The 19,481-nt window shown below is 59.0% G+C and carries 21 protein-coding genes and 1 riboswitch; of the genes, 10 read left to right on the top strand and 11 right to left on the bottom strand.

Going from position 1 to position 19,481, the window contains the following annotated elements; all coding sequences use genetic code 11:
* Positions 1-7: 7 nt before the first annotated feature.
* Both P3S72_RS05600 and P3S72_RS05595 read right to left on the bottom strand, forming a co-directional pair.
* Positions 8-1,879: a DUF1302 domain-containing protein gene (locus P3S72_RS05600; protein ID WP_276196558.1), complete on the bottom strand. Its 1,872-nt coding sequence runs from the start codon at positions 1,877-1,879 to the stop codon at positions 8-10.
* A gap of 332 nt (positions 1,880-2,211) precedes the next feature.
* A complete protein-coding gene (locus P3S72_RS05595; RefSeq protein WP_276196557.1) occupies positions 2,212-3,894 on the bottom strand; it encodes a fatty acid--CoA ligase in 1,683 nt (560 codons plus the stop codon).
* Between the two features lie 256 nt (positions 3,895-4,150).
* Here P3S72_RS05595 and P3S72_RS05590 point away from each other — a divergent pair, with 256 nt between their 5' ends.
* From P3S72_RS05590 to P3S72_RS05580, 3 genes are read left to right on the top strand one after another with little or no spacing between them, the layout of a single operon-like run.
* Complete coding sequence (locus tag P3S72_RS05590) at positions 4,151-5,506, top strand: lipase family protein (protein WP_276196556.1); 1,356 nt, start codon at positions 4,151-4,153, stop codon at positions 5,504-5,506.
* Complete coding sequence (locus P3S72_RS05585; RefSeq protein WP_276196555.1) at positions 5,487-6,191, top strand: hypothetical protein; 705 nt, start codon at positions 5,487-5,489, stop codon at positions 6,189-6,191. Before P3S72_RS05590 ends, P3S72_RS05585 begins: the two co-directional genes overlap by 20 nt.
* Positions 6,184-7,254 carry a hypothetical protein gene (locus tag P3S72_RS05580; protein WP_276196554.1) on the top strand — a complete coding sequence of 357 codons (1,071 nt, stop codon included), beginning with the start codon at positions 6,184-6,186 and terminating at the stop codon, positions 7,252-7,254. Before P3S72_RS05585 ends, P3S72_RS05580 begins: the two co-directional genes overlap by 8 nt.
* A gap of 93 nt (positions 7,255-7,347) precedes the next feature.
* Here the strand turns inward: P3S72_RS05580 and P3S72_RS05575 are convergent, their stop codons facing one another.
* Positions 7,348-7,980 (bottom strand): LysE family transporter, encoded by a 633-nt coding sequence (locus tag P3S72_RS05575; RefSeq protein WP_253393439.1) that lies wholly within the window; start codon positions 7,978-7,980, stop codon positions 7,348-7,350.
* Positions 7,981-8,064: 84 nt separating this feature from the next.
* On the opposite strand from P3S72_RS05575, the gene P3S72_RS05570 reads away from it, so the two are divergent.
* From P3S72_RS05570 to P3S72_RS05560, 3 genes are all read left to right on the top strand, one after another.
* A complete protein-coding gene (locus P3S72_RS05570) occupies positions 8,065-9,030 on the top strand; it encodes a 2-hydroxyacid dehydrogenase (RefSeq protein ID WP_276196553.1) in 966 nt (321 codons plus the stop codon).
* A gap of 30 nt (positions 9,031-9,060) precedes the next feature.
* Positions 9,061-10,059, top strand: coding sequence for a class I SAM-dependent methyltransferase (locus P3S72_RS05565; RefSeq protein WP_276196552.1), 999 nt, complete (start codon positions 9,061-9,063; stop codon positions 10,057-10,059).
* A gap of 51 nt (positions 10,060-10,110) precedes the next feature.
* Positions 10,111-10,230: riboswitch (yybP-ykoY riboswitch) on the top strand.
* Between the two features lie 89 nt (positions 10,231-10,319).
* Complete coding sequence (locus P3S72_RS05560) at positions 10,320-10,904, top strand: TMEM165/GDT1 family protein (RefSeq protein ID WP_276197899.1); 585 nt, start codon at positions 10,320-10,322, stop codon at positions 10,902-10,904.
* 143 nt (positions 10,905-11,047) lie between these two features.
* On the opposite strand, the gene P3S72_RS05555 is transcribed toward P3S72_RS05560, so the two are convergent.
* The 4 genes from P3S72_RS05555 to P3S72_RS05540 form a co-directional block, all read right to left on the bottom strand.
* On the bottom strand, positions 11,048-11,866 hold the full coding sequence (locus P3S72_RS05555; RefSeq protein ID WP_276196551.1) for a M48 family metallopeptidase: 819 nt from the start codon (positions 11,864-11,866) through the stop codon (positions 11,048-11,050).
* Positions 11,867-12,021: 155 nt separating this feature from the next.
* On the bottom strand, positions 12,022-12,642 hold the full coding sequence (locus P3S72_RS05550; RefSeq protein ID WP_247395962.1) for an SOS response-associated peptidase: 621 nt from the start codon (positions 12,640-12,642) through the stop codon (positions 12,022-12,024).
* Between the two features lie 36 nt (positions 12,643-12,678).
* A complete protein-coding gene (locus tag P3S72_RS05545; RefSeq protein WP_276196550.1) occupies positions 12,679-12,939 on the bottom strand; it encodes a DUF2007 domain-containing protein in 261 nt (86 codons plus the stop codon).
* A gap of 11 nt (positions 12,940-12,950) precedes the next feature.
* Positions 12,951-13,133 carry a CPXCG motif-containing cysteine-rich protein gene (locus P3S72_RS05540; protein WP_276196549.1) on the bottom strand — a complete coding sequence of 61 codons (183 nt, stop codon included), beginning with the start codon at positions 13,131-13,133 and terminating at the stop codon, positions 12,951-12,953.
* A gap of 133 nt (positions 13,134-13,266) precedes the next feature.
* Between P3S72_RS05540 and P3S72_RS05535 the strand changes: the two genes are divergently transcribed.
* On the top strand, positions 13,267-14,430 hold the full coding sequence (locus tag P3S72_RS05535) for a 1-acyl-sn-glycerol-3-phosphate acyltransferase (protein WP_276196548.1): 1,164 nt from the start codon (positions 13,267-13,269) through the stop codon (positions 14,428-14,430).
* 121 nt (positions 14,431-14,551) lie between these two features.
* Here the strand turns inward: P3S72_RS05535 and P3S72_RS05530 are convergent, their stop codons facing one another.
* The gene (locus P3S72_RS05530) at positions 14,552-14,809 is read right to left on the bottom strand and encodes a hypothetical protein (protein ID WP_276196547.1); all 258 of its coding nucleotides are present in this window, start codon (positions 14,807-14,809) and stop codon (positions 14,552-14,554) included.
* Between the two features lie 181 nt (positions 14,810-14,990).
* Between P3S72_RS05530 and P3S72_RS05525 the strand changes: the two genes are divergently transcribed.
* Complete coding sequence (locus tag P3S72_RS05525; protein ID WP_276196546.1) at positions 14,991-15,200, top strand: hypothetical protein; 210 nt, start codon at positions 14,991-14,993, stop codon at positions 15,198-15,200.
* A gap of 54 nt (positions 15,201-15,254) precedes the next feature.
* Here P3S72_RS05525 and P3S72_RS05520 read toward each other — a convergent pair whose 3' ends face one another.
* Entirely contained in the window at positions 15,255-15,839 is a 585-nt protein-coding gene (locus P3S72_RS05520; RefSeq protein ID WP_276196545.1) for a YajG family lipoprotein, read from the bottom strand.
* Positions 15,840-16,032: 193 nt separating this feature from the next.
* On the opposite strand from P3S72_RS05520, the gene P3S72_RS05515 reads away from it, so the two are divergent.
* Together P3S72_RS05515 and mqo are read left to right on the top strand one after the other, a co-directional pair.
* The gene (locus tag P3S72_RS05515; protein WP_276196544.1) at positions 16,033-16,266 is read left to right on the top strand and encodes a hypothetical protein; all 234 of its coding nucleotides are present in this window, start codon (positions 16,033-16,035) and stop codon (positions 16,264-16,266) included.
* Positions 16,267-16,994: 728 nt separating this feature from the next.
* Positions 16,995-18,503 carry a malate dehydrogenase (quinone) gene (gene mqo, locus P3S72_RS05510; protein WP_276196543.1) on the top strand — a complete coding sequence of 503 codons (1,509 nt, stop codon included), beginning with the start codon at positions 16,995-16,997 and terminating at the stop codon, positions 18,501-18,503.
* Positions 18,504-18,565: 62 nt separating this feature from the next.
* Here the strand turns inward: mqo and P3S72_RS05505 are convergent, their stop codons facing one another.
* Together P3S72_RS05505 and P3S72_RS05500 are read right to left on the bottom strand one after the other, a co-directional pair.
* The gene (locus tag P3S72_RS05505) at positions 18,566-18,853 is read right to left on the bottom strand and encodes a PA4642 family protein (protein ID WP_276196542.1); all 288 of its coding nucleotides are present in this window, start codon (positions 18,851-18,853) and stop codon (positions 18,566-18,568) included.
* Between the two features lie 130 nt (positions 18,854-18,983).
* Positions 18,984-19,469 (bottom strand): hypothetical protein, encoded by a 486-nt coding sequence (locus P3S72_RS05500; RefSeq protein WP_247395972.1) that lies wholly within the window; start codon positions 19,467-19,469, stop codon positions 18,984-18,986.
* Positions 19,470-19,481: the final 12 nt, after the last annotated feature.

Here is a 19,481-nt window from a genome sequence, read left to right as displayed (position 1 = left end):
AGTGTGCTTAGAAGTTGGCGCCGACGCTCAGGGCGATGAAATCACGGTCGTCTACAGTGGAATACTTACCGCCGAAGAAGTTGGTGTAGGCCAGGCTCGCGGTGTAGGTATTCTGGTATTCAGCATCCAGGCCGAGACTGACAGCCTTGCGACCTTCTTCGAAGTTGCCGCCTGGGCCTGGCGAATAACCGCTGACGTCGTGGGACCAGGCCACGTTGGGCTTGAGGTTCACGCCAGCAAACACATCCGGGTATTCCCAGATTGCCCGGCCGCGATAGCCCCAGGAGTTGGCGGTGGTAAAGCCGTCATTGTTGCAGTTGGCCGTCAGATTACTGCGGTCAGTACCTGCGCCTGCTCCCGCAATGGTTCCCGCGTTAAGCGTCGCACACAGTGGGCCTTCCCCAGGGCCAAATACCGGATCACGCCCGTAGCGGGCTTTCGAGCTGCTTTCCAGGCCACCGACGTGGGTCATCCCCACTTCGCCCACCAGCGTCAGCCGGCTGGCGCCCATGACCTGATCAAAGAAGTGCGTAAAGGTTGTCTGGATCTGGGTAATTTCCTTGCGGCGGTAGCCATTCAGATCCTGACCTGCGGCGCCCTTGAGCGGGGAGGCGCCATTCAAGCCAATCAGCGGTGTAACGCCCGCGTACAAGATGTCGGTGGTGTTGAGCTGAACCGGTGCGTTCGGCCGGTAGCTGATCTCGCCGCTCCACGCTGTGCCGGTAGGCAAGGTCGTCGAGAAGCTCAAACCGTACAGGCGAATGTCTTCTGGATATTCGACGAAGTAGCTGGAGTTACCGGCCACGATGAGTGGACGCAGACTACTGGCTGGCGTGGACGTCAATGCGTTAGCTGCGGCGTAAGTCGCCGCCGATGCGCCCTTGGCGCTGAAAATCGGCGCACGGCTATGGTAGTTCATGAAATAAGCGCCGAACTCAGTGTCCAGCGGCTCGAAGTTGTAGTGCATGGCTACGCCGAACTGCCCGCTATCGCGTGCGTCACGATCAGCGCCGCGCTTGACCAGTACACCTTCTTCGTTAATGTCGACGCCAAACCGATTCATCAGCGGCAAACCACCGCCCGCGGTTATGACAGAGCGCTTGCTGAGCAACCGCAGGTTGTCATTGCACCCGCCCGTAATGACGTCCGCCTGGGAGAAAAATGTTCCGCAGTTATCGGTGACGGTCTTCTCCCAATCCAACTGATAGAAGCCTTCCGCCGACAAGTTTTCGGTCAGAGTCTGTGACACATAGAACATGTTGACCGGAATCAGGCCTTCCTTGATTTCGGCGCCAGGGCGACGGAACGCCGCCACGTCAATCGGGTTGACGGAGTTAATACCGCCGCCAATGAAGGTACTTTCGCCCCAGCTCACAACCTGCTTACCGAAACGCACGGAACCGGGCTCATCGGCAATCGAGTAGTTGTGATAAATGAATGCGTCGAGAATTTCCCCGCCAGAAGACCGGGCGCCCATAGGACGGCCGTTGTCACTGATGTCCTTGAACTCACGATTTTCGTCCTTGAGCTCAAAGTCATACCAGTACTTGCCCCGCACAAACACACCGGTGTCGCCGTATTTCAACTCCAGGTCGTGGATACCCTTGAAGATTTTCGAGAACGTTTCGCCGCGCTTGAAGTTCAAGTGGCCGTCATCGGAGGTCTGGGACAAGCCCTTGCCACCATTGTTGACGCCGATCAGGTCGCGGTTGGCGTTGGCTGTCGACCAACTGGCTCCCACGGAAAGGGACGAATCGAAGCTACCTTCGATTTCACCAATGTTGAAACTGACGCCGAATGCCGGCCCGGCGAGCGTAGAGGCGAGACTGACAGCCAGGGGCAATCTTGCCCGGCGCCAGAACTGGTTTACTGAGGTCATCGACGCTACTCCATGTGCATTATTGTTATGGCAGTGAGTTCTTTCTGTGATGCATGTAACGGCCGAAATACAACGATTCCAATGCCGCTCCGGCAACCGAGCCCCCGTGGCTCGAAGTGCAACATCCTTGAAAAACTCTGAGAGGGACTATAGCCAGCAGGGGGTACCGCTTGATCCCTCTAAAGTGTGATTTGCATCACCGACCCGTCTGCCACAGCCCTTTCGCCACGTCGACGAAGGCCGACGCGGCAAGGATGGCTGAAAATCGGCAAATCACAAGTGAAGCCGCGAGATAGAGCATTGCCGTGCCCGAACGAGCACGGCGAAGGGTATCAAAGGGTGGACAGGAACGTGCTGTTGTTGGCCTGCCATTCGATGATGTCGATGCGGATACGTTTTTTGTCGAGCTTGCCGACACTGGTCTTGGGAATTTCAGTAACAATGGCGATCTGGCTTGGAATTGCCCACTTGCTCAAGTGGCCCAATTCCACGAACGGCTTGAGGTGTTCCTTGAGCTCGCGAGCCCCTATCACATGGCCATCACGCACCACCAGCAAGGCAAACGGGCGCTCGCCCCACTGCGGGTCGGCGATGCCGACCACCGCTACTTCGCGTACCGCCGGGTGGCGGCTGACCAGGTCTTCGAGGGCCAGGGACGAGACCCACTCGCCACCGGTCTTGATCACATCCTTGATGCGGTCGCGGATATCGATCACCCCAAACGCGTCGAGAGTCGCCACGTCGCCGGTGTGCATCCAGCCACCTTCCCACAGCTCCGCGCCCTTTTGCGGCTCGTTGTAGTAGCCCTCGGTCAGCCACGGCGCACGCAACACCAACTCGCCCTGGGACTCGCCATCAGCGGGCAGGAAATGGCCGTCGCTGTCGATGATCGCCGCTTCCACCAAGGGCCCGGGCACACCGGCCTTGATGCGGTAAGTGGTGCGCTCGTCTTCGGTGCCGGCCATCAGCTCATCGTTAAGATGGGCGCAGGACACCAGCGGCCCGGTCTCGGACATGCCATACGCAGCGGTCAGTTGAATCCCACGGGCCTTGGCCGCTTCATACAGCGTGCGGTTGAGGGCGCTGCCGCCGATGACGATCTTCCAGCCGCCAAAGTCCACGCCCTGGGCGGCCTTGGCATTGAGCACCATCTGCAGGATGGTCGGCACACAGTGGGAGAAGGTGACCTTCTCCTTGCGCCACAGCTCCACCAGGTATTCCGGATCATAACGGCCGGGGTAGACCTGTTTCAGGCCCAGCATGGTAGCCACATACGGCAGGCCCCAGGCATGCACATGGAACATCGGCGTGATCGGCATGTACACGTCGTTGGTGCCCAGCAGGCGCACGCTGTCGACACTGCCCATGATGGTCGCCACGCCGATGGTGTGCAGCACCAATTGGCGATGGGTGAAGTACACGCCCTTGGGGTTGCCGGTGGTACCGGTGGTATAGAAGGTGGTGGCGACAGAATTTTCGTCAAAATCCTCGAAATCGTACTTCGGGCTGGCGGCGGCCAGCAAGGTTTCGTACTCCCCCACCAGATTGGGCAGCTCGGCGGTTTTCTCCGCCGCATCGGTCAGCAATAACGTTTTGTCGACGGTGGTGAGCTGCCCGGCAATGACCTGGTAGAGCCCCACGAACTCGCTGTTGACCAGCACAAAGCGGTCCTCGGCGTGGTTCATGGTGTAGAGAATCTGTTCGGGCGACAGGCGCACGTTGATGGTGTGGATCACCGCGCCGATCATCGGGATGGCGAACATGCATTCCAGGTAACGGTGGCTGTCCCAGTCCATCACAGCGACGGTATCACCGGCCTTGACCCCGGCGTCAGTGAGCACATTGGCCAGGCGAGCAACCCGCTCGATCAGGGTCGGGTAGGTGTAGCGCAGTTTGTCGCGGTAGATGATTTCCCGGGTCTTCTCGTAACGGGCCCCGGACATCAGCAGGCGTTTGATCAACAGCGGATATTGGTACGCACCTTCGGCGGGCGGGATAACACGGGTCTGCAACATACGAATCCCTTTTTATGACTGCACGGTCTTGGCTTGAAGACCTGCACTGTAGAGACGTTATGTGCTGGCCAAATCAGCCAAAGGAATGATTTGCAGCCTCCTGTGAATGCTAGCTTTGAGCCAGCATCCGCTTCGGGACATAAGCAAATAAGATCAGGAAGCACCCTTCGCTGAAAGGCGAACCTTCCGACATTCGTCACGGATAGCAACTCTTTACGCTTTGGACTTTCGTCGCACCCATCGCTAAAGGACCGCTATGCACAACGATCCCATGCACCGCACGGACACACTCAACCCGAACAAGGAATTCATCGGCGGCAAACAGAAACGGCATTGGATAGAGTTCCAATTGCTGGATGAACAGGGCGAGCCCCTGGCGAACCTGCCTTACCGTGCGATGAATGAGGCCACTCGTGAGCGTGTTGTGCCGGAGTTTCTTGGCCGCAGCGATGCCGAGGGGGTGATTCGCATCGAGGGCTTGCATCCGCTGTCTATCACGTTGTTGATGGAGGCCAACCCTTTGGCCGATCAACTGCAAACGCGTCGTTTGCGTGCTGAACGCGCAGAGCCCCCTCGGCCGGTTATCGGGGATCGTACACCGCTGTATGGCCCGCAACGCTCAGGCTTTTCGCCGATTGAGAAGCAGGCGTTGGCTGCGGGGCGCTGTTACCACTATCTGCGAATCGGTCAATTATGTGACCGACAACCAACCTTCCAGCCCCCCTTGAATGATTCGAATCAGCTACCGACGTTTCATTTCCCGGAACGAAAGTTCAACGGCTTCACCGTCAGTGGCGATGAACTGGACCGTCGTCATGTGCTGGAAGTCTGCCCATTTCGCGCCTGGTCTCTGATGTTGCATCACCAGCCTGGGTACAGCCTGGTCAATGCCTACAACCTGGGTTTGATGAGTATTCTGGCGTATAGCACGCGGGATGAACGCGAACTGGGTTCCGTCAACGAGTTTTTCGAGCAGCAATGCCTGGATTTGTCACGTACACCTCGGGTTTGGGATAACGGCCAGGCATGGCCCTGTGTGGTGGTTGATGTGCCTTTTAGTGATCGTTATTTGACGATCAAAGTCTTGGATACCGCTAAGGCAGACGTGCCGGAAGGTCACACCCAGCTGTTTTACGCTATCAATGCATCCAAGGTGTTGGTGGCGTGGCGCGGTACTGAGATGGAAGGGCTTGCTGACCTCATCACCGATGCGACCTTTCGTCCTGTGAAACCGGAGATCGCTGCGATTTGCGAGCCCAAGGTTCCTTGCCCTGACCTTACTGCTGTGGGCAATGTGCATCTTGGCTTTCGCGATGCCTTTGAGGTGGCGAGAAGAGTTTTTGATACTGATTTTGGCAAGACGATTCTTGGTGGTGCTCGCGATAAAAAATTGTTCATCTGCGGCCATAGCCTGGGCGGCGCCCTCGGCCTCATCCACGCGGCCTCGCTGAAAAACCATAACCCCCTGCTCTACACCTACGGCATGCCCCGCACCTTTACCCTCCACGCCGTACAGTTTTTGGGCGACCTATGGCACTTTCGCCATGTCAACGACATGGACGCCATTCCTCGCGTGCCCCCCCGAGGCCGCGTTGGACAATTACCTATATGACGCCTATGGCCCTGTCGGCCTGCTCGCTGGGTTTAGTTGGTCGCTACGTCAAGCCGTCTCCAGCGCAGTATTCAAACATGAAGACCCGTTCAGCCATCACGGTGAGATCGCCATGTTTTTCCGTGCCGAGCAACACCAGCAACAGGAGATCACTCCATACCCTGCTTACCGAAAACCCGATGGCACGCCCTATCGCAGCACTATCGCCTACGAACTGCCGGAAAAAGCCAAGCTGTATTTGGTCCCCAGCCTGAGCGAGGACGGTGACCTGCAGGTCGAGCAGGCCACGCAGTGCCTGAACACGTCGTTGAACGCCGAAAGCCGGGCCCGGTTCTTCCCTCGTTACAGCAACCCGGCGACGGGTCGAATGCTGCGTATTGGCGATCACTTCATGTCGCAATACCAACCCTATATCCATAACCAATTACTGGAATCGATTGACGCCGAGCGCGATCCGTTGCTGGAGCGACAGGTCCAACGGCGCAAGTTCGAACAACAGCTAAAGGATTACTACGGGAGCATTCACGAGGAAGAACTGGCCCGCAATCGCGTGTTCCTCGACTTACAGCGCCTGGTAGACCACGCCCTGCATATCACCCAGCAAGTAGCAGGTGGCGCCGAGGCGCTGCGGCGCTTTAACGCCATTGCCGACCCAAAAGCTTATTACGAGAAAACCTATGGTTAAGCCGATCAACACGCGAAAGAACAAAATCCGGTTTCTGCGCCTGCTCACTGTTGTGTGCGCGATGTTTTTTAGTCTCAGTGGATGCCGTCAGGACCACAGCCTGGCCCCGCCTGCTAACAGCGAAAAAATAACCGTCACCGTAAAACTGCCCAAGGAGCTGAAAACCGAAACCATGTGGGTGATGTATCGCTCGCCCATTTGTAAGCGTGTCGACTACGGCGCCAGCGGCCAGCGCACTGAACGGGATGGTCATCACTCGGTTTACAAGGAACTGGAGCGCCAGGGGCAGAGTGATCTCTACCAAGTGGAACTGCCGAAAGATGGCGGTGGCGCGTGCCGCTGGCATCTGGCGAATGTGACATTTGGTGTGGTTTATGCTGATCCAACGCGTTTTGGCGAGAATGTGACCTCTGGGGGAGGCGGGGGCGTGGTTGTGATATTTGACTACAACGACTCGCCACGGGGAGGAGCTGATATCAAGGTTGAAGGCGATCTGACGATCAAGAAGGATTACTACCCTTGGGTCGATGAAGAGTTTTTGGGGCCTTATAAAAAAACTGTGGGCTTGGCCGGCGAGGGCAGCATTTACCTCAGTTACCAAGCATTACAGGCGCGGCAGGTATATTTCGAACCAGTCATACATTCCGATTTCATAGTTTATTCGGCGGGGCCAAAGGAAAAAAAAGAGGGAAACCACACCGTTTTCACCTATCCCGACGGCAATGTCGTGGCAGATGGTCAATCGACGCCAGACTTCTGGAAACTACAAAGCCTGCGCACAGGACGTGCCCCCGAGTGCTTTTCACGCTGGCGTTATGCCGATTGTCGGGACCCCCGCCCGCAGCTGTTACCCGACTGGCTCCCAGAACCGGATAAGCCAGGGTTTGGGCGCTACCTCATTGTGGACGAATGGGGGAAAAGACTGCCTTCGTATAGCTATAGGCTGGTCGGTAACAACGGTCAAATATTCGAGGAGAAGACAGATGTCGAGGGGCTTACCGACCCCTTACCGGAAAGCGCCCATCCAGTACGTGAAGTCGATTTCCCCAACAGGAGATGGTGATGCCGCCTATACAAAAATTGGCTTTCGAACCCGCTGGTTCCGCCAAGGACAAAACCATATTCCATCTTGGTGCCGGCCGTAAGAGAGTTCGACTCACTTCATACTGGTAAACGCCAACTTCACCCCAATCGCAATCAACACCGCTCCCATCGTCCGATCGAACCAATGCCCCATCCGCGCAAAACCGGCGCGGACACGCTGCTGGCTGAACAACATCGCCACCAGGCAGAACCACAACGCCGTGGCCACCGCCAGGTACACGCCATAACCAGCCTGCACCGCCAGCGGGGTGTGCGGGTTGATCACTACGGTAAACAGCGACAGAAAGAACAACGTCGCCTTGGGGTTCAAACCGTTAGTCACAAAGCCTGCGGTAAACGCCCCGCGCGGAGTGCGCTCGCCAACTTCGCGGTGCAACTCGCCTTCGGCGGCAGGTTTGGCCGGCTGCGCGCGCAGGGCCTTGAAGCCGATGTACAGCAGGTACGCCGCCGCCGCCCATTTCAGTGCGTTGAAGAGCACGATGGACTGGGACACGATCAAGCCGATGCCGAGCAACGAATACCCCACGTGCAGGAAAATCGCCGAGCCCACGCCCAATGCAGTCCAGGTCCCGGCGCGACGGCCGTGGGTCACACTTTCACGGACCACCACCGCGAAATCCGGGCCGGGGCTGGCTACCGCCAACAGGTGAATCAGGGCCACAGTCAAAAACTCGGCGACGTACATACTCACTCCATGAAGTAACAGATTATTTCATCTGATAGGCTCGGTAGATTACGCCTTCGAACCCTGTCACAAAAGGTACAGTTGATGACGAACAATCGCCGCGCCGTCTTCCTTGATCACCCGTCCCTGGACCTGGGGGACCTCGACCTCAGCGAGTTGCGAAACTGCTTCAGCGACCTGCAGCTATTTGAGCAGACCACGTCGCAGAATGTGCTCGAGCGCCTGCAAGGCGCCCAAGTTGCCATCAGCAACAAGATTGCGCTCAACAGCGAAACCCTGGCGGCCTGCCCCGAGCTCAAGCTGATCCTGGTGTCGGCCACCGGCACCAATAACGTCGACCTTGAAGCCGCCCGTACCCATGGCGTCACCGTGAGTAACTGCCAGGGCTACGGCACGCCGTCGGTGGCGCAGCATACGATCATGCTGCTGCTGAACCTGGCGACGCGTTTGAACGACTATCAGCGGGACGTGAAGGCCGGCAAATGGCAACAGGCCAAGCAGTTTTGCCTGCTGGATCACCCGATCGTCGAACTCGAAGGCAAAACCCTCGGCTTGCTCGGGCATGGCGAACTGGGCAGCGCCGTCGCGCGGCTGGCCGAAGCCTTCGGCATGCGCGTCATACTCGGCGCTATTCCCGGGCGCCCTGCCCGCGCCGATCGCGTGCCGCTGGATGAACTGCTGGCGCAGGTCGACGCATTGACGTTGCACTGCCCGCTCAACGAACACACCCGCGACTTGATCGGCGCCCGCGAGCTGGCGCTACTCAAGCCCGGCGCGTTTATCGTCAACACCGCGCGCGGTGGCTTGATCAACGAACAGGCCCTGGCCGATGCCTTGCGCAATGGGCACCTGGGCGGCGCGGCGACCGATGTGCTGAGCGTCGAACCCCCGGTGCATGGCAACCCGCTGCTGGCCGGCGACATCCCGCGCTTCATCGTCACGCCCCACAATGCCTGGGGCAGTCGCGAAGCGCGGCAGCGGATCGTCGGTCAACTGGCAGAAAACGCCCGCGGCTTTTTCAGCGGCGCCCCGCTGCGCGTCGTCAGTTGATAAACTGCGCCCCTTTTCAAGGAGCAGACCATGGATCCGCGCAGTGAAGTACTGCTTCGTCAGGCCGAACTTTTTCAAGGCAACCTGCTGCTGGTGGGGTTGCCCGCTGACGATTTGCTCGGCCGCCTGCCCAATGCGCATGGCTGGTGCTGGCATGCCGGTGACCAGGCGGCGCTCGACGCACGTTTCCCCGAGCGCAGCCAGTTCGGCGTGAATGTGCCGCAGCGCGCGTTTGATGCGGCAGTGATCTTCCTGCCCAAGTCCAAGGACCTGACCGACTACCTGCTCAACGCCGTGGCCGCACGCCTGCCCGACGCCGAGCTGTTTCTGGTGGGGGAGAAAAAAGGCGGTATCGAAAGCGCCGCCAAGCAGATGATCCCCTTCGGCAAGCCGCGCAAACTCGATAACGCGCGCCACTGCCAGTTGTGGCAAATCACCGTGGCCAACGCGCCGCAAGCGGTGGAGCTGGAGAGCCTGGCGCAGGTCTTCGAAGTGCCGCTGGCCGAGGGGCCGCTGAAGGTGGTGAGCCTGCCGGGCGTATTCAGCCACGGCCGCCTGGATCGCGGTACCGAATTATTGCTGGAACACTTGGACAAACTGCCCAGTGGCCACCTGCTGGACTTCGGTTGCGGCGCTGGAGTGTTGGGCGCGGCGGTCAAACGTCGCTACCCGCACAATACAGTGACGATGCTGGATGTGGATGCCTTCGCCACCGCCAGCAGCCGCCTGACCCTGGCCGCCAACGGTCTGGAAGCCGAGGTGCTGACGGCGGATGGCATCGACGCCGCGCCGATGGGCTTGAACGCGATCCTGAGCAACCCGCCGTTCCATGTGGGAGTCCACACCGACTACTTCGCCACGGAGAACTTGCTGCGAAAAGCTGCGAAACACCTGGCAAAAGGCGGCGAACTTCGGCTGGTTGCCAACAGTTTCCTGAAGTACCAGCCACTGATCGAAGAGCACTTGGGCGTGTGTGCGATCAAGGCCGAAGGCAACGGTTTTCGCATCTATCGCGCCAAGCGCGGCTGACAGGCGTTTGAAAAAGAACACTTGCCGAATGGATTTCGCCTAGGCAGAATCCGCTCCGTCCTAGGGGAGTAGTCTCCCACGAGCGCCACGCTCGTCCGGCATACGTCAACATACTTGGTCAACAGACCATGGCGTATGCGACCCAGGAGTCCGCTCAGACGGACCGGGGTTTGACAAGACCTATGACACGCACACCTTACCCGGGGCGGGAAGGCTGTACGTGTCATAGCCGTGTCGACCCGCCCCTGGAAACCTACCTGATGCTCGATTCATTGCTCGTACCTACCGCAATCGTTGCCTTGGCCGAAATCGGCGACAAGACCCAACTGCTCGCGCTCATCCTTGCCGCACGCTTTCGCAAACCCTGGCCGATCATCGCCGGCATCATCGCCGCGACCCTGGCAAACCATGCCGCCGCCGGTGCAGTGGGTGCCTGGTTCGGTAGTTTCTTCTCGGATGCGGTGCTGCACTGGATTCTCGCGGCGAGCTTCTGCGCCACGGCGCTGTGGACCCTGGTACCGGACAAACTCGACGATGACGAAGCCAGCACCTCGCGCAAGTTCGGGCCGTTCCTGACCACCCTGATTGCGTTCTTCATCGCCGAAATCGGCGACAAGACGCAGATCGCCACGGTGATGCTGGCAGCGCAATACCCTGAGCTGTGGCTGGTGATTATCGGCACCACCCTGGGCATGTTGATTGCCAACGTACCGGTGGTTCTGGCGGGGAATTTTGCCGCAGAGAAATTGCCGTTGACCTTGATTCGTCGACTGGCGGCTACGGCGTTTTTCGTCCTGGCGATCGTGGCGGTGTACAAGGCCATGCAAAGCAGCGGCTGGATCTAAGGGTCTAAGCCTGCAAACCCAATCCAATGTGGGAGGGGGGGCCCCCCCCGATAGCGGTGATCAGTCAATGCATGCGCTAACTGACCCAACGCCATCGGGGGCAAGCCCCCTCCCACATTTGGATCTTCATAAGGCTTGGATTATCAGGACTTCTTGGCCTGTTGGTAGAGCGGCATCACCTTCGGAATCGCCGCCTGCAACGAGGCGATCCGGCTGTCGGAGGCCGGGTGAGTGCTCATGAACTCCGGTGGCGCGCCTTCCGAAGCCTTGGCCATTTTGTTCCACAACGTGATGGCCGCGTTCGGGTTGTAACCGGCGCGGGCCGCCAGCTCCAGGCCGATCAGGTCCGCTTCGTTTTCATTGCTGCGGCTGTTGGGCAAGGTCATGCCGTAGTTGGCCACGGTATCGGCCAGCGCCAGGCTGTCCTGGCCCAGGCCGAACAACGCGCCGGCGCCTTGCTTGGCCATCTCGATGCCGTAGGCTTTGGACATGGCTTCACGGCCATGTTCACGCAAGGCGTGGGCGATTTCATGGCCCATCACCGCAGCCAGTTCGTCATCGGTGAGCTTGAGGTTATCGATCAACGCGCTGTACACGAAGATCTTGCCGCCCGGCCCGCAGTTGGCGTTCATCTCATCGCTCTTGATCAGGTTCACTTCCCACTTCCACTGCGCCGCATCCGGACGGAAGGTAGGCGCCTGGGCGATCAGGCGGTTGGCGATGGCCTGCACGCGTTTGGCGTTGGCGCTGGTCTTGTCCACCAGGCCTTTGCCGCCAGCCTCACCCAGGGTCTGCTGGTAGGACTGCGCATACATCTGGTCGACTTCCTGGCTCGACAGCATGCTGAACATGTACTGCTTGCGCTCCACCCCAACGGCACCGCCGCTAGTGGTGTTGACCGACTGACACCCGGCCAGCAGCACCGCCGCCGCCAATACACTTACGGCCAATGATTTCTTCATCAACACACTCTCCCTGAAAGACGCCTTGAAAACATGGCGAGTATCCTAGGCGGTGATTTGTATCGACGCTAGATACATCAGACGTGTAGACGCTAAATTTCGGATACATCCCACATTCCCGCCACAGCAACAGGCTGGATCAATCCGATCAAAATTCAAGCCGGGGTCAGGCACTCAGGCCCATTGAGCTTGGGATCGTTGACCATGTTGGCCAAAACCCGCTCGCGCAAAGGGACAGGCTCACTGGCCAGCAACCCCTGTAATACGTGCAAGGGCGTTTCGGGGTTCAGCCACGCCTCCTGCCCCGCCGCGTCCAGAATCAACGGCCGCCGCTGACTCTGCGCCGCCTGCGTCACCACCGCTGTGCTCAACCACACTTGTTCCTGCACTGGATAGGCTTCCCAGATAGCCGCGAAAAACAGCGTCGAACCTTCCCCTGGCGTCAGCCAGTACGGCCGCTTGCGCTGGGTGCCACGCCATTCGTAGAAACCGTTAGCCGGTAGCAGGCAACGGCGTTGACGAAACGCTTCGCGAAACATCGGTTGCTCAGCCAGGGTTTCGGCACGGGCATGCGCCGGAGTACGGGAAAGATCCGTCAGCCATGGCGGCGTCAGGCCCCAACGGGCGCGCGCCAGGGTGCGCTGGCCGTCGGCGGCGCGCTGGATCAGCACCGAATCATTGGGAGAAATATTCCACTGGGCCTGCTGATCCGCCGGAAAGCCCGGCAAAGCAGCAAACGTGGGATTCCAGCGAAACAGGGCATAACGTCCACACATGGGGCAACACGACTCTTGGGTAAACCGACCGACAGCCTAACAGACCAATACATCAGGGAAGCTGTCGGGTTCATCGCTGGGCAACGGTTGCGCACAGTTATAGGTGGTGATCAGCTCGCGGGCGTAGGCAGCCTGGTCATTGTCCACCTCCAGCCCCAGCAGCCCGAAAATCGGCAACTCACCCGTACCGCCGAGCAAATGGCGCCCCACCAAGTGCGCCTCGATCCCTTCGCTGGCGAGCATCTGCTGCAGTAACTCGCCTTCCATCAGGTTTTCCGGTTCATAGATTCGCTGCATGGGCGCACCTGCTATTCGTTTTCGCTGCGCGTTTCGAGCATCCACTCTTCACCATGGACCTGCAGACTGAAAATGATCGGTCGGCAACACACATGACAGTCTTCTATATAAGTCTGGTCACCGCCGGATAAATCCACCGTGGTTTCCACCACCTCGCCACAATAAGGACAATCGTACAGCGCAGTTTCCAGCATCGCAGCCTCCCAGGTGACTTGTGCGTATAATCGCCGGTCTATTTACAGGGTTATATTTCGGCCGAGCCCATTACTCAGGCCGCACCCTGGTATTTTCTCTACTTACCCTAGCCGTTTCTAACAAGAGAGCATGATGGGCGAATTCGATACCATCCGACCTTACAACGACAGCGAAGTCCCGGCAGTGCTGGAGCGGCTGTTCAGTGACAAGGCCTTTCTGGACATCCTGACCCACTTCCGCTTCCCGCGCTTTGCCGGCGCCTTGGGCTGGCTGCTCAAGCCAATGATCGCCCGCAAGCTACGCCGTGAATTCGCCGATGTCACCACCGTGGCCACGCTGCAGGACAAAGTCGAGTATTACGTCGACCACACCATTGATCGAGCGACCGACGGCGTGACCTATACGGGCGTGGAACAGCTCAAATCGGGCACCGCCTACATTTTTTTGGCCAACCATCGCGATATCGTAATGGACCCGGCCTTCGTCAATTATGCCGTGTATCACGCCGGCCTGCCGACGCCCCGTATCGCCATTGGCGACAACCTGCTGCAAAAACCGTTTGTCAGCGACCTGATGCGCCTGAACAAGAGTTTCATCGTGCATCGCTCGATCACCGGGCGAAAGGAAAAGATGGCGGCCTACCAACTGCTGTCGGCTTACATCAACCATTCGATACGCCACGACTGTCAGTCGATCTGGATCGCCCAGGCCGAAGGCCGCGCCAAGGATGGAGATGACCGCACCGAATCGGCGATCCTCAAGATGTTTCACGTCAGCCGCAAGGACGAGCCGTTTGCCGAGGTGATCCAGTCACTGAACCTGACGCCGGTATCCATCAGCTACGAGTACGACCCGTGCGATGCCGCCAAGGCCCGCGAGTTGTACATCCGCGCCACCACCGGCACCTACACCAAGGCGCAGGGCGAAGACGATGTGAGCATTGCCCTCGGCATTACCGGCTACAAGGGCCGGGTGCATGTGAACTTTGCGCCGCCGATCACCGAGCGTTTCGAAGACACCAAACTGCTCGCCGTGGAAATGGACCGGCAGATTCTCGGGGGTTATCGCTTATTCCCGGTTCACTACCTGGCATATGCCCAGTGGAGTGACGCCGACCCGCAATTGCAGGTGCCCAAGGCAGTGGATATCTTCCCGGCCGACGAGCTGGCCAAGGCCAAAGCGGAGTGGGAGCGGCGCTTGAACGAGTGCCCGATCGAACACCGGCCGTTTCTGGTGGTGCAATATGCAACGCCAGTGCGCAATCAATATCGGGTCAAAGCGGGCATCCCGCTGTAATACACCTATCCAAACCTGTGGGAGCGGGCTTGCCCGCGATTCGGTGGTTCAGTCACAGATGTGCCGACTGTTACTCCGCTATCGCGAGCAAGCCCGCTCCCGCAGTCGTTTCAGGGCGCAACTAAAAACGTGTACTGATCCATGAGCTCAGCAGCGCGAGCCCCAGGCAGGCGAAACCAATACGATAAGCCAGGCGATGCGCCCGTTCGGTGCGCACATCCAGAAACAGCATGGGCTGGTCGATGGCGCGCTCTTCGCTTTGCGCGGCGAGCCTGGCCATGGCGCGCTGTTCCTTCAAACGGGTAATGGATAGCAGCGCAGCCCCAGGGCAAGCCACTAATAGAGCAACAACATTGATCAGCAGTCCGGGCAGCGCCATCACAAACCTCGTTGAAACAGTGCCTTGGTATCAATTCAGATACAAACCTGAACGATAGTCGCCTCCTGCGCCTAAAGCTCCCTTCCCCATTGACGGCTAATGTATCCAGTAATTTCCGGCGTCACCTGAACGTCACCTTAACCGTTCACTCTATGGCCCTTCGAACACTCGGGAGCTTGTCATGTTGCACGCGCAAAACCAGGATCGGCTGTATTTGATTGCCCCAAGCGATGAGCAAGAGGCGCTGATCGGCGGCCTCGCGTTCAACGTCCAGGACCGCCACTGGCTGGTGTATTGCGCCCTCGGCGGGCACCAGCATGCGGACCTGCCGGAGACGGATCTGCTGACCGGGATAAGCATGCTCGACTTCGCTATCGACACCGCAGCATGAAACGCCAGGCAAAAAAAACCGGGCTCAGCGCTGAGCCCGGTCTTTTATCAACCGTTATTGCGAGCTGAGCAATTGGCCGATGCTCGGGTCCTTGAACAGACGGGTCAGGGCGTCGCTCAGGACATCACTGACCAGCTTGGTGTTGGTCTCCTGGTTAGGCGACATGCCAAAACGCTGGTTGAGGGACGCACCGTAACGGCCACTGTAGCGACGGGTACCGGCGCTGACGTCGGATTTGAACGTCGCGCCGATAGAGGCCTCGGTCACGTAGAGGCCTTCTTTGGGCGACTGGTATTTCAGCTCGGCCAGTGTGATGGTCAACTGCGGAGCGCCCGGCGAGTTCGCCGGGGTAAAACCGAGTAGACGCACCGCCGCCTCAGCCTGGGCTTGCAGCTTGGGGAGCACGTCGGCGGCGCTTACCGACACCAGGGCGGTCTCCGGGTACAGGCCACCACGGGAGCCCAGGGTAGGCGAAGGACGACCATCCACCACACGCACCGACACCGGCTGACCGTGACCCACCGGAGCCAACTGCGTGGTGAGCTTAGGTTGCGGGCTGAGTTGTTGCGGGCTATTGGCGCAGCCAACCAGGGTCAAACTGGTCACAGTGATCAAACCGAACAACAGGCGTTGCAACATGCTCTTCTCTCCAGAAATCGAGTACCGACAGGCCAGCAGTATAGCGGGCGGCCCTTGCCGGGAACTAGCGTCAGTTACAACCTATGACTCACGGGCATTGCAGGGGTTCGATGTCACCAATATGTCACAGTCGATACATGCGCTCGTCATCCCCCGCAGGCATGCTTGGTCTCAATTTCAGGAGGCCGATCCCATGTCTTTTCTCTGGTCGCTGTTTACGCGCAAGCCCGTCCTTCGCCAATTTGCCCTGCTCGATGCGCAAGGCCGCTGCCAAGCCTTCAAAGAGTGCAGCCAGCCTCCGGTCGGCGAAGGCTGGGTGGAAATCGAAGAAATTCGCTTGAGCTGGATGCACCACCCACTGCCCGCCAGCGCCCGCATCAGCGCGCGCTCGGCGCAGTCGGCGCATCACCAGCCGTTGACCGCCTGACCAAACGCCTAATAAAAGTCATAAAACACGCCCTTTTCCTTAGCGTTCTTCGCTACAATCTCCCCCCGATTATAAGGACGTCTCCTGATCGGGCCTCGCAACATCGTTAATGCCTCGGCATTAGCCCCCCCAGATCGCCCACAGAGAGCCGCCCACACAGATCGTGTGAAGCTGGCGCGCTTGCTGTTTTCTTTGCAAACCACCCGCCTTTACCGAATCTGCCAGAGCTGCCATTGCGCTCGGCCACTTGAGTTGTTTGCCCGTTTTGCCGCATGCCGGCAAGGTTTTCCGGGCCAGGTGCCAGGCTGGGCAGCCCTTTTTTGAGGTTCACGTCTTCAAAAGAGCGTGAAAAAAACGGGTTTTCACAACTTCACAAGAGTGTGGCGAGCAAATGAATAGTTTGGCGTTAGTACAAGCACCATCAGCGTCTGGAACAGCCCAATCACACAGGACCGAGTACTCCTTAAAAACCGGAGCTTGAGCCTGTCCGCTACGGATTGATTGCATGAATCGCACGCCGTTGACCATAAGTCGAATTGCCACAGTCGCCCATGAATGCGTTCATAGGCAGATTAGCCCGGCAGGAAGCGTGCGCTGAACTTGCAAAGAATTGCGAAACGGACATGGCGATCCTGGCCATGGGTAACCTGGGGCAACACGTGAACCGCCCCGTCACTCCTGGCAGCCATGCCGTCAATTTGGTGCTGCAGATTTTGGAGACGCGTTAAATGGCGCATAACGAAGCAGTCGACGTAGTACTGGTAGGGGCCGGCATCATGAGTGCCACCCTGGCCGTACTGCTCAAAGAGCTCGACCCCGGCCTCAAGCTGGAAGTCGTTGAGCTGATGGACTCGGGTGCCGCGGAGAGTTCCAACCCGTGGAACAACGCCGGTACCGGCCATGCCGGGCTGTGTGAGCTGAATTACACACCCCAGGCCGCCGACGGTTCCATCGACATCAAGAAAGCCGTCCACATCAACACCCAGTTCGAGGTGTCGAAGCAGTTCTGGGCGTACCTGACCAAAAAAGGCACCTTTGGCTCGTCCAAGTCCTTTATCACCCCAGTGCCGCACCTGAGCTTCGTGCAGGGCGACAAAGGCGTGGCATTCCTCAGGAAACGCTTTGAAACCCTCAGCCAGCACCACGCATTTTCGGATATGCGCTATACCGAAGACCGCAACGATATGGCCGAGTGGATGCCACTGATGATGCCGGGCCGCCCGCTCGACGAAAAAATCGCCGCAACCCGCGTGCAGAACGGCACCGACGTCAACTTCGGCGCCCTGACCAACCAGTTGCTGGGCCACCTGACCAGCTCGCCTGATGCGCAGGTCAAGTACAGCAAACGCGTGACCGGCCTCAAGCGCAATGGCGCAGGCTGGACCGTGAGCATCAAGGATGTCAACAGCGGCAACAGCCGCGACGTGGACGCCAAGTTCGTGTTCCTCGGCGCCGGTGGTGCAGCCCTGCCGCTGCTACAAGCCTCGGGTATCGAAGAAAGCAAAGGCTTCGGCGGCTTCCCGGTCAGTGGCCAGTGGCTGCGTTGCGATAACCCGGAAGTGGTCAAGCACCACCAGGCCAAGGTCTACAGCCAGGCCGCCGTGGGTTCGCCGCCGATGTCCGTGCCGCACCTGGACACCCGCGTGGTCGACGGCAAGACGTCCCTGCTGTTCGGGCCTTACGCCGGTTTCACCACCAAGTTCCTCAAGCACGGCTCGTTCCTTGACCTGCCGATGTCGGTACGCGCCGGTAACATCGGCCCGATGCTGGCCGTGGCCCGGGACAACATGGACCTGACCAAGTACCTGGTCAGCGAAGTGATGCAGTCCATGGAACAGCGCCTGGAATCCCTGCGCCGCTTCTACCCGCAAGCAAAAGCCGAAGACTGGCGCCTGGAAGTGGCCGGCCAACGGGTGCAGATCATCAAGAAAGACCCGAAAAAAGGCGGTGTGCTGCAATTCGGCACCGAGTTGGTCGCGGCCAAAGACGGCTCGCTGGCGGCGCTGCTGGGCGCGTCCCCGGGCGCTTCGGTGACGGTGTCGATCATGCTCGAACTGATCGAGCGTTGCTTCCCGGACAAGACTGCGGGCGAGTGGGCGGCCAAGCTGCACGAGATCTTCCCGGCCCGTGAAAAGGTCCTGGAGACTGACGCCGAGCTGTACCGCAAAATCAACGCGCAGAACAACATCAGCCTGGAACTGGTTGAGCACAACAACGAAGCTGAAAGCTACGCTTAAGGCCTCGAGATAAAAAAGCCCCGCTTCTCGATCTGAGAAGCGGGGCTTTTTTTCGCCTGCGATCAGCCGCGGGCGTTATCGATCAGCTCAATGTACTCGGCGGCGTTGCGCTGGTCCTTGATCAGGTCGACAAAGGTCTGGCCATGCTCGTCCTTGCCGTCGAGGTCCAGGCCGGCTTCCTTGAAGAAACCCAGGAAGCGCTCGAAGTCGTCGATACGCAGGCCACGGTAGGCCTTGGTCAGCTTGTGCAGGGACGGTGAAGTCGCGTCGACCGGCTCGAAGTTCAGGAACAACTTGATTTGATCGTCGCCGATCTCGTCACCAATCACCTGTTTCTTATCTTTACGCATTACCGACTCCAGCCTGCAGACATTTACACGGGGGGGTAAAGTCTACCTGCGAGGCGCCGGCTTCGAAAGCACTGAGAACCACTGTGGGAGGGGGCTTGCTCCCTCCCACAGTGGTTCTTCAGTGATCTCGCTACTTGGAGCGAACGGCGCCGGTGTGCAAATCCGCCCAGATATGCCCGTTGGCATAACTGAGGAACTGCACATACACCGTGTCATTGCGCAGCAGGTCGACGATCATGCGGTATTGGACCGCAGGGTAGGACAGGGTCAGGGTTCTGGTCTTGTCGTCGAACACCGGCTTTTTCAGGCTTTTACTTTCGGCGTCAAAATTGAGGATCACCTGAGCGATGGTCGCGCCTTTGTTCAAGGACTTACCCTTGAGGCGAATCATCAACGGCGACGTCACGGGGATCGGCTGTTGCGTGGATTGACGCTGGTTACCCACCACCACCGCGTACTCGGTGACTTGCAACAGTTGCTGCTGATCGGGCGCTGCGGCGCGCAGGGCCAGGTCGTCCGGCGGCAGGAATTGGCTGTGCATCGGCGCCGGGGCGGCGGCCAGCGGCAGGCTGAGGCTCAGCGCCAGGGCGGCGCAGGTGCGAATCAATAGGCTCATAGGCCGCTCCGG

The organism is Pseudomonas sp. D3 (assembly GCF_029320995.1).
Lineage (GTDB): Bacteria > Pseudomonadota > Gammaproteobacteria > Pseudomonadales > Pseudomonadaceae > Aquipseudomonas > Aquipseudomonas paraveronii.
This window is presented reverse-complemented; position numbering and strand designations above follow the sequence as displayed.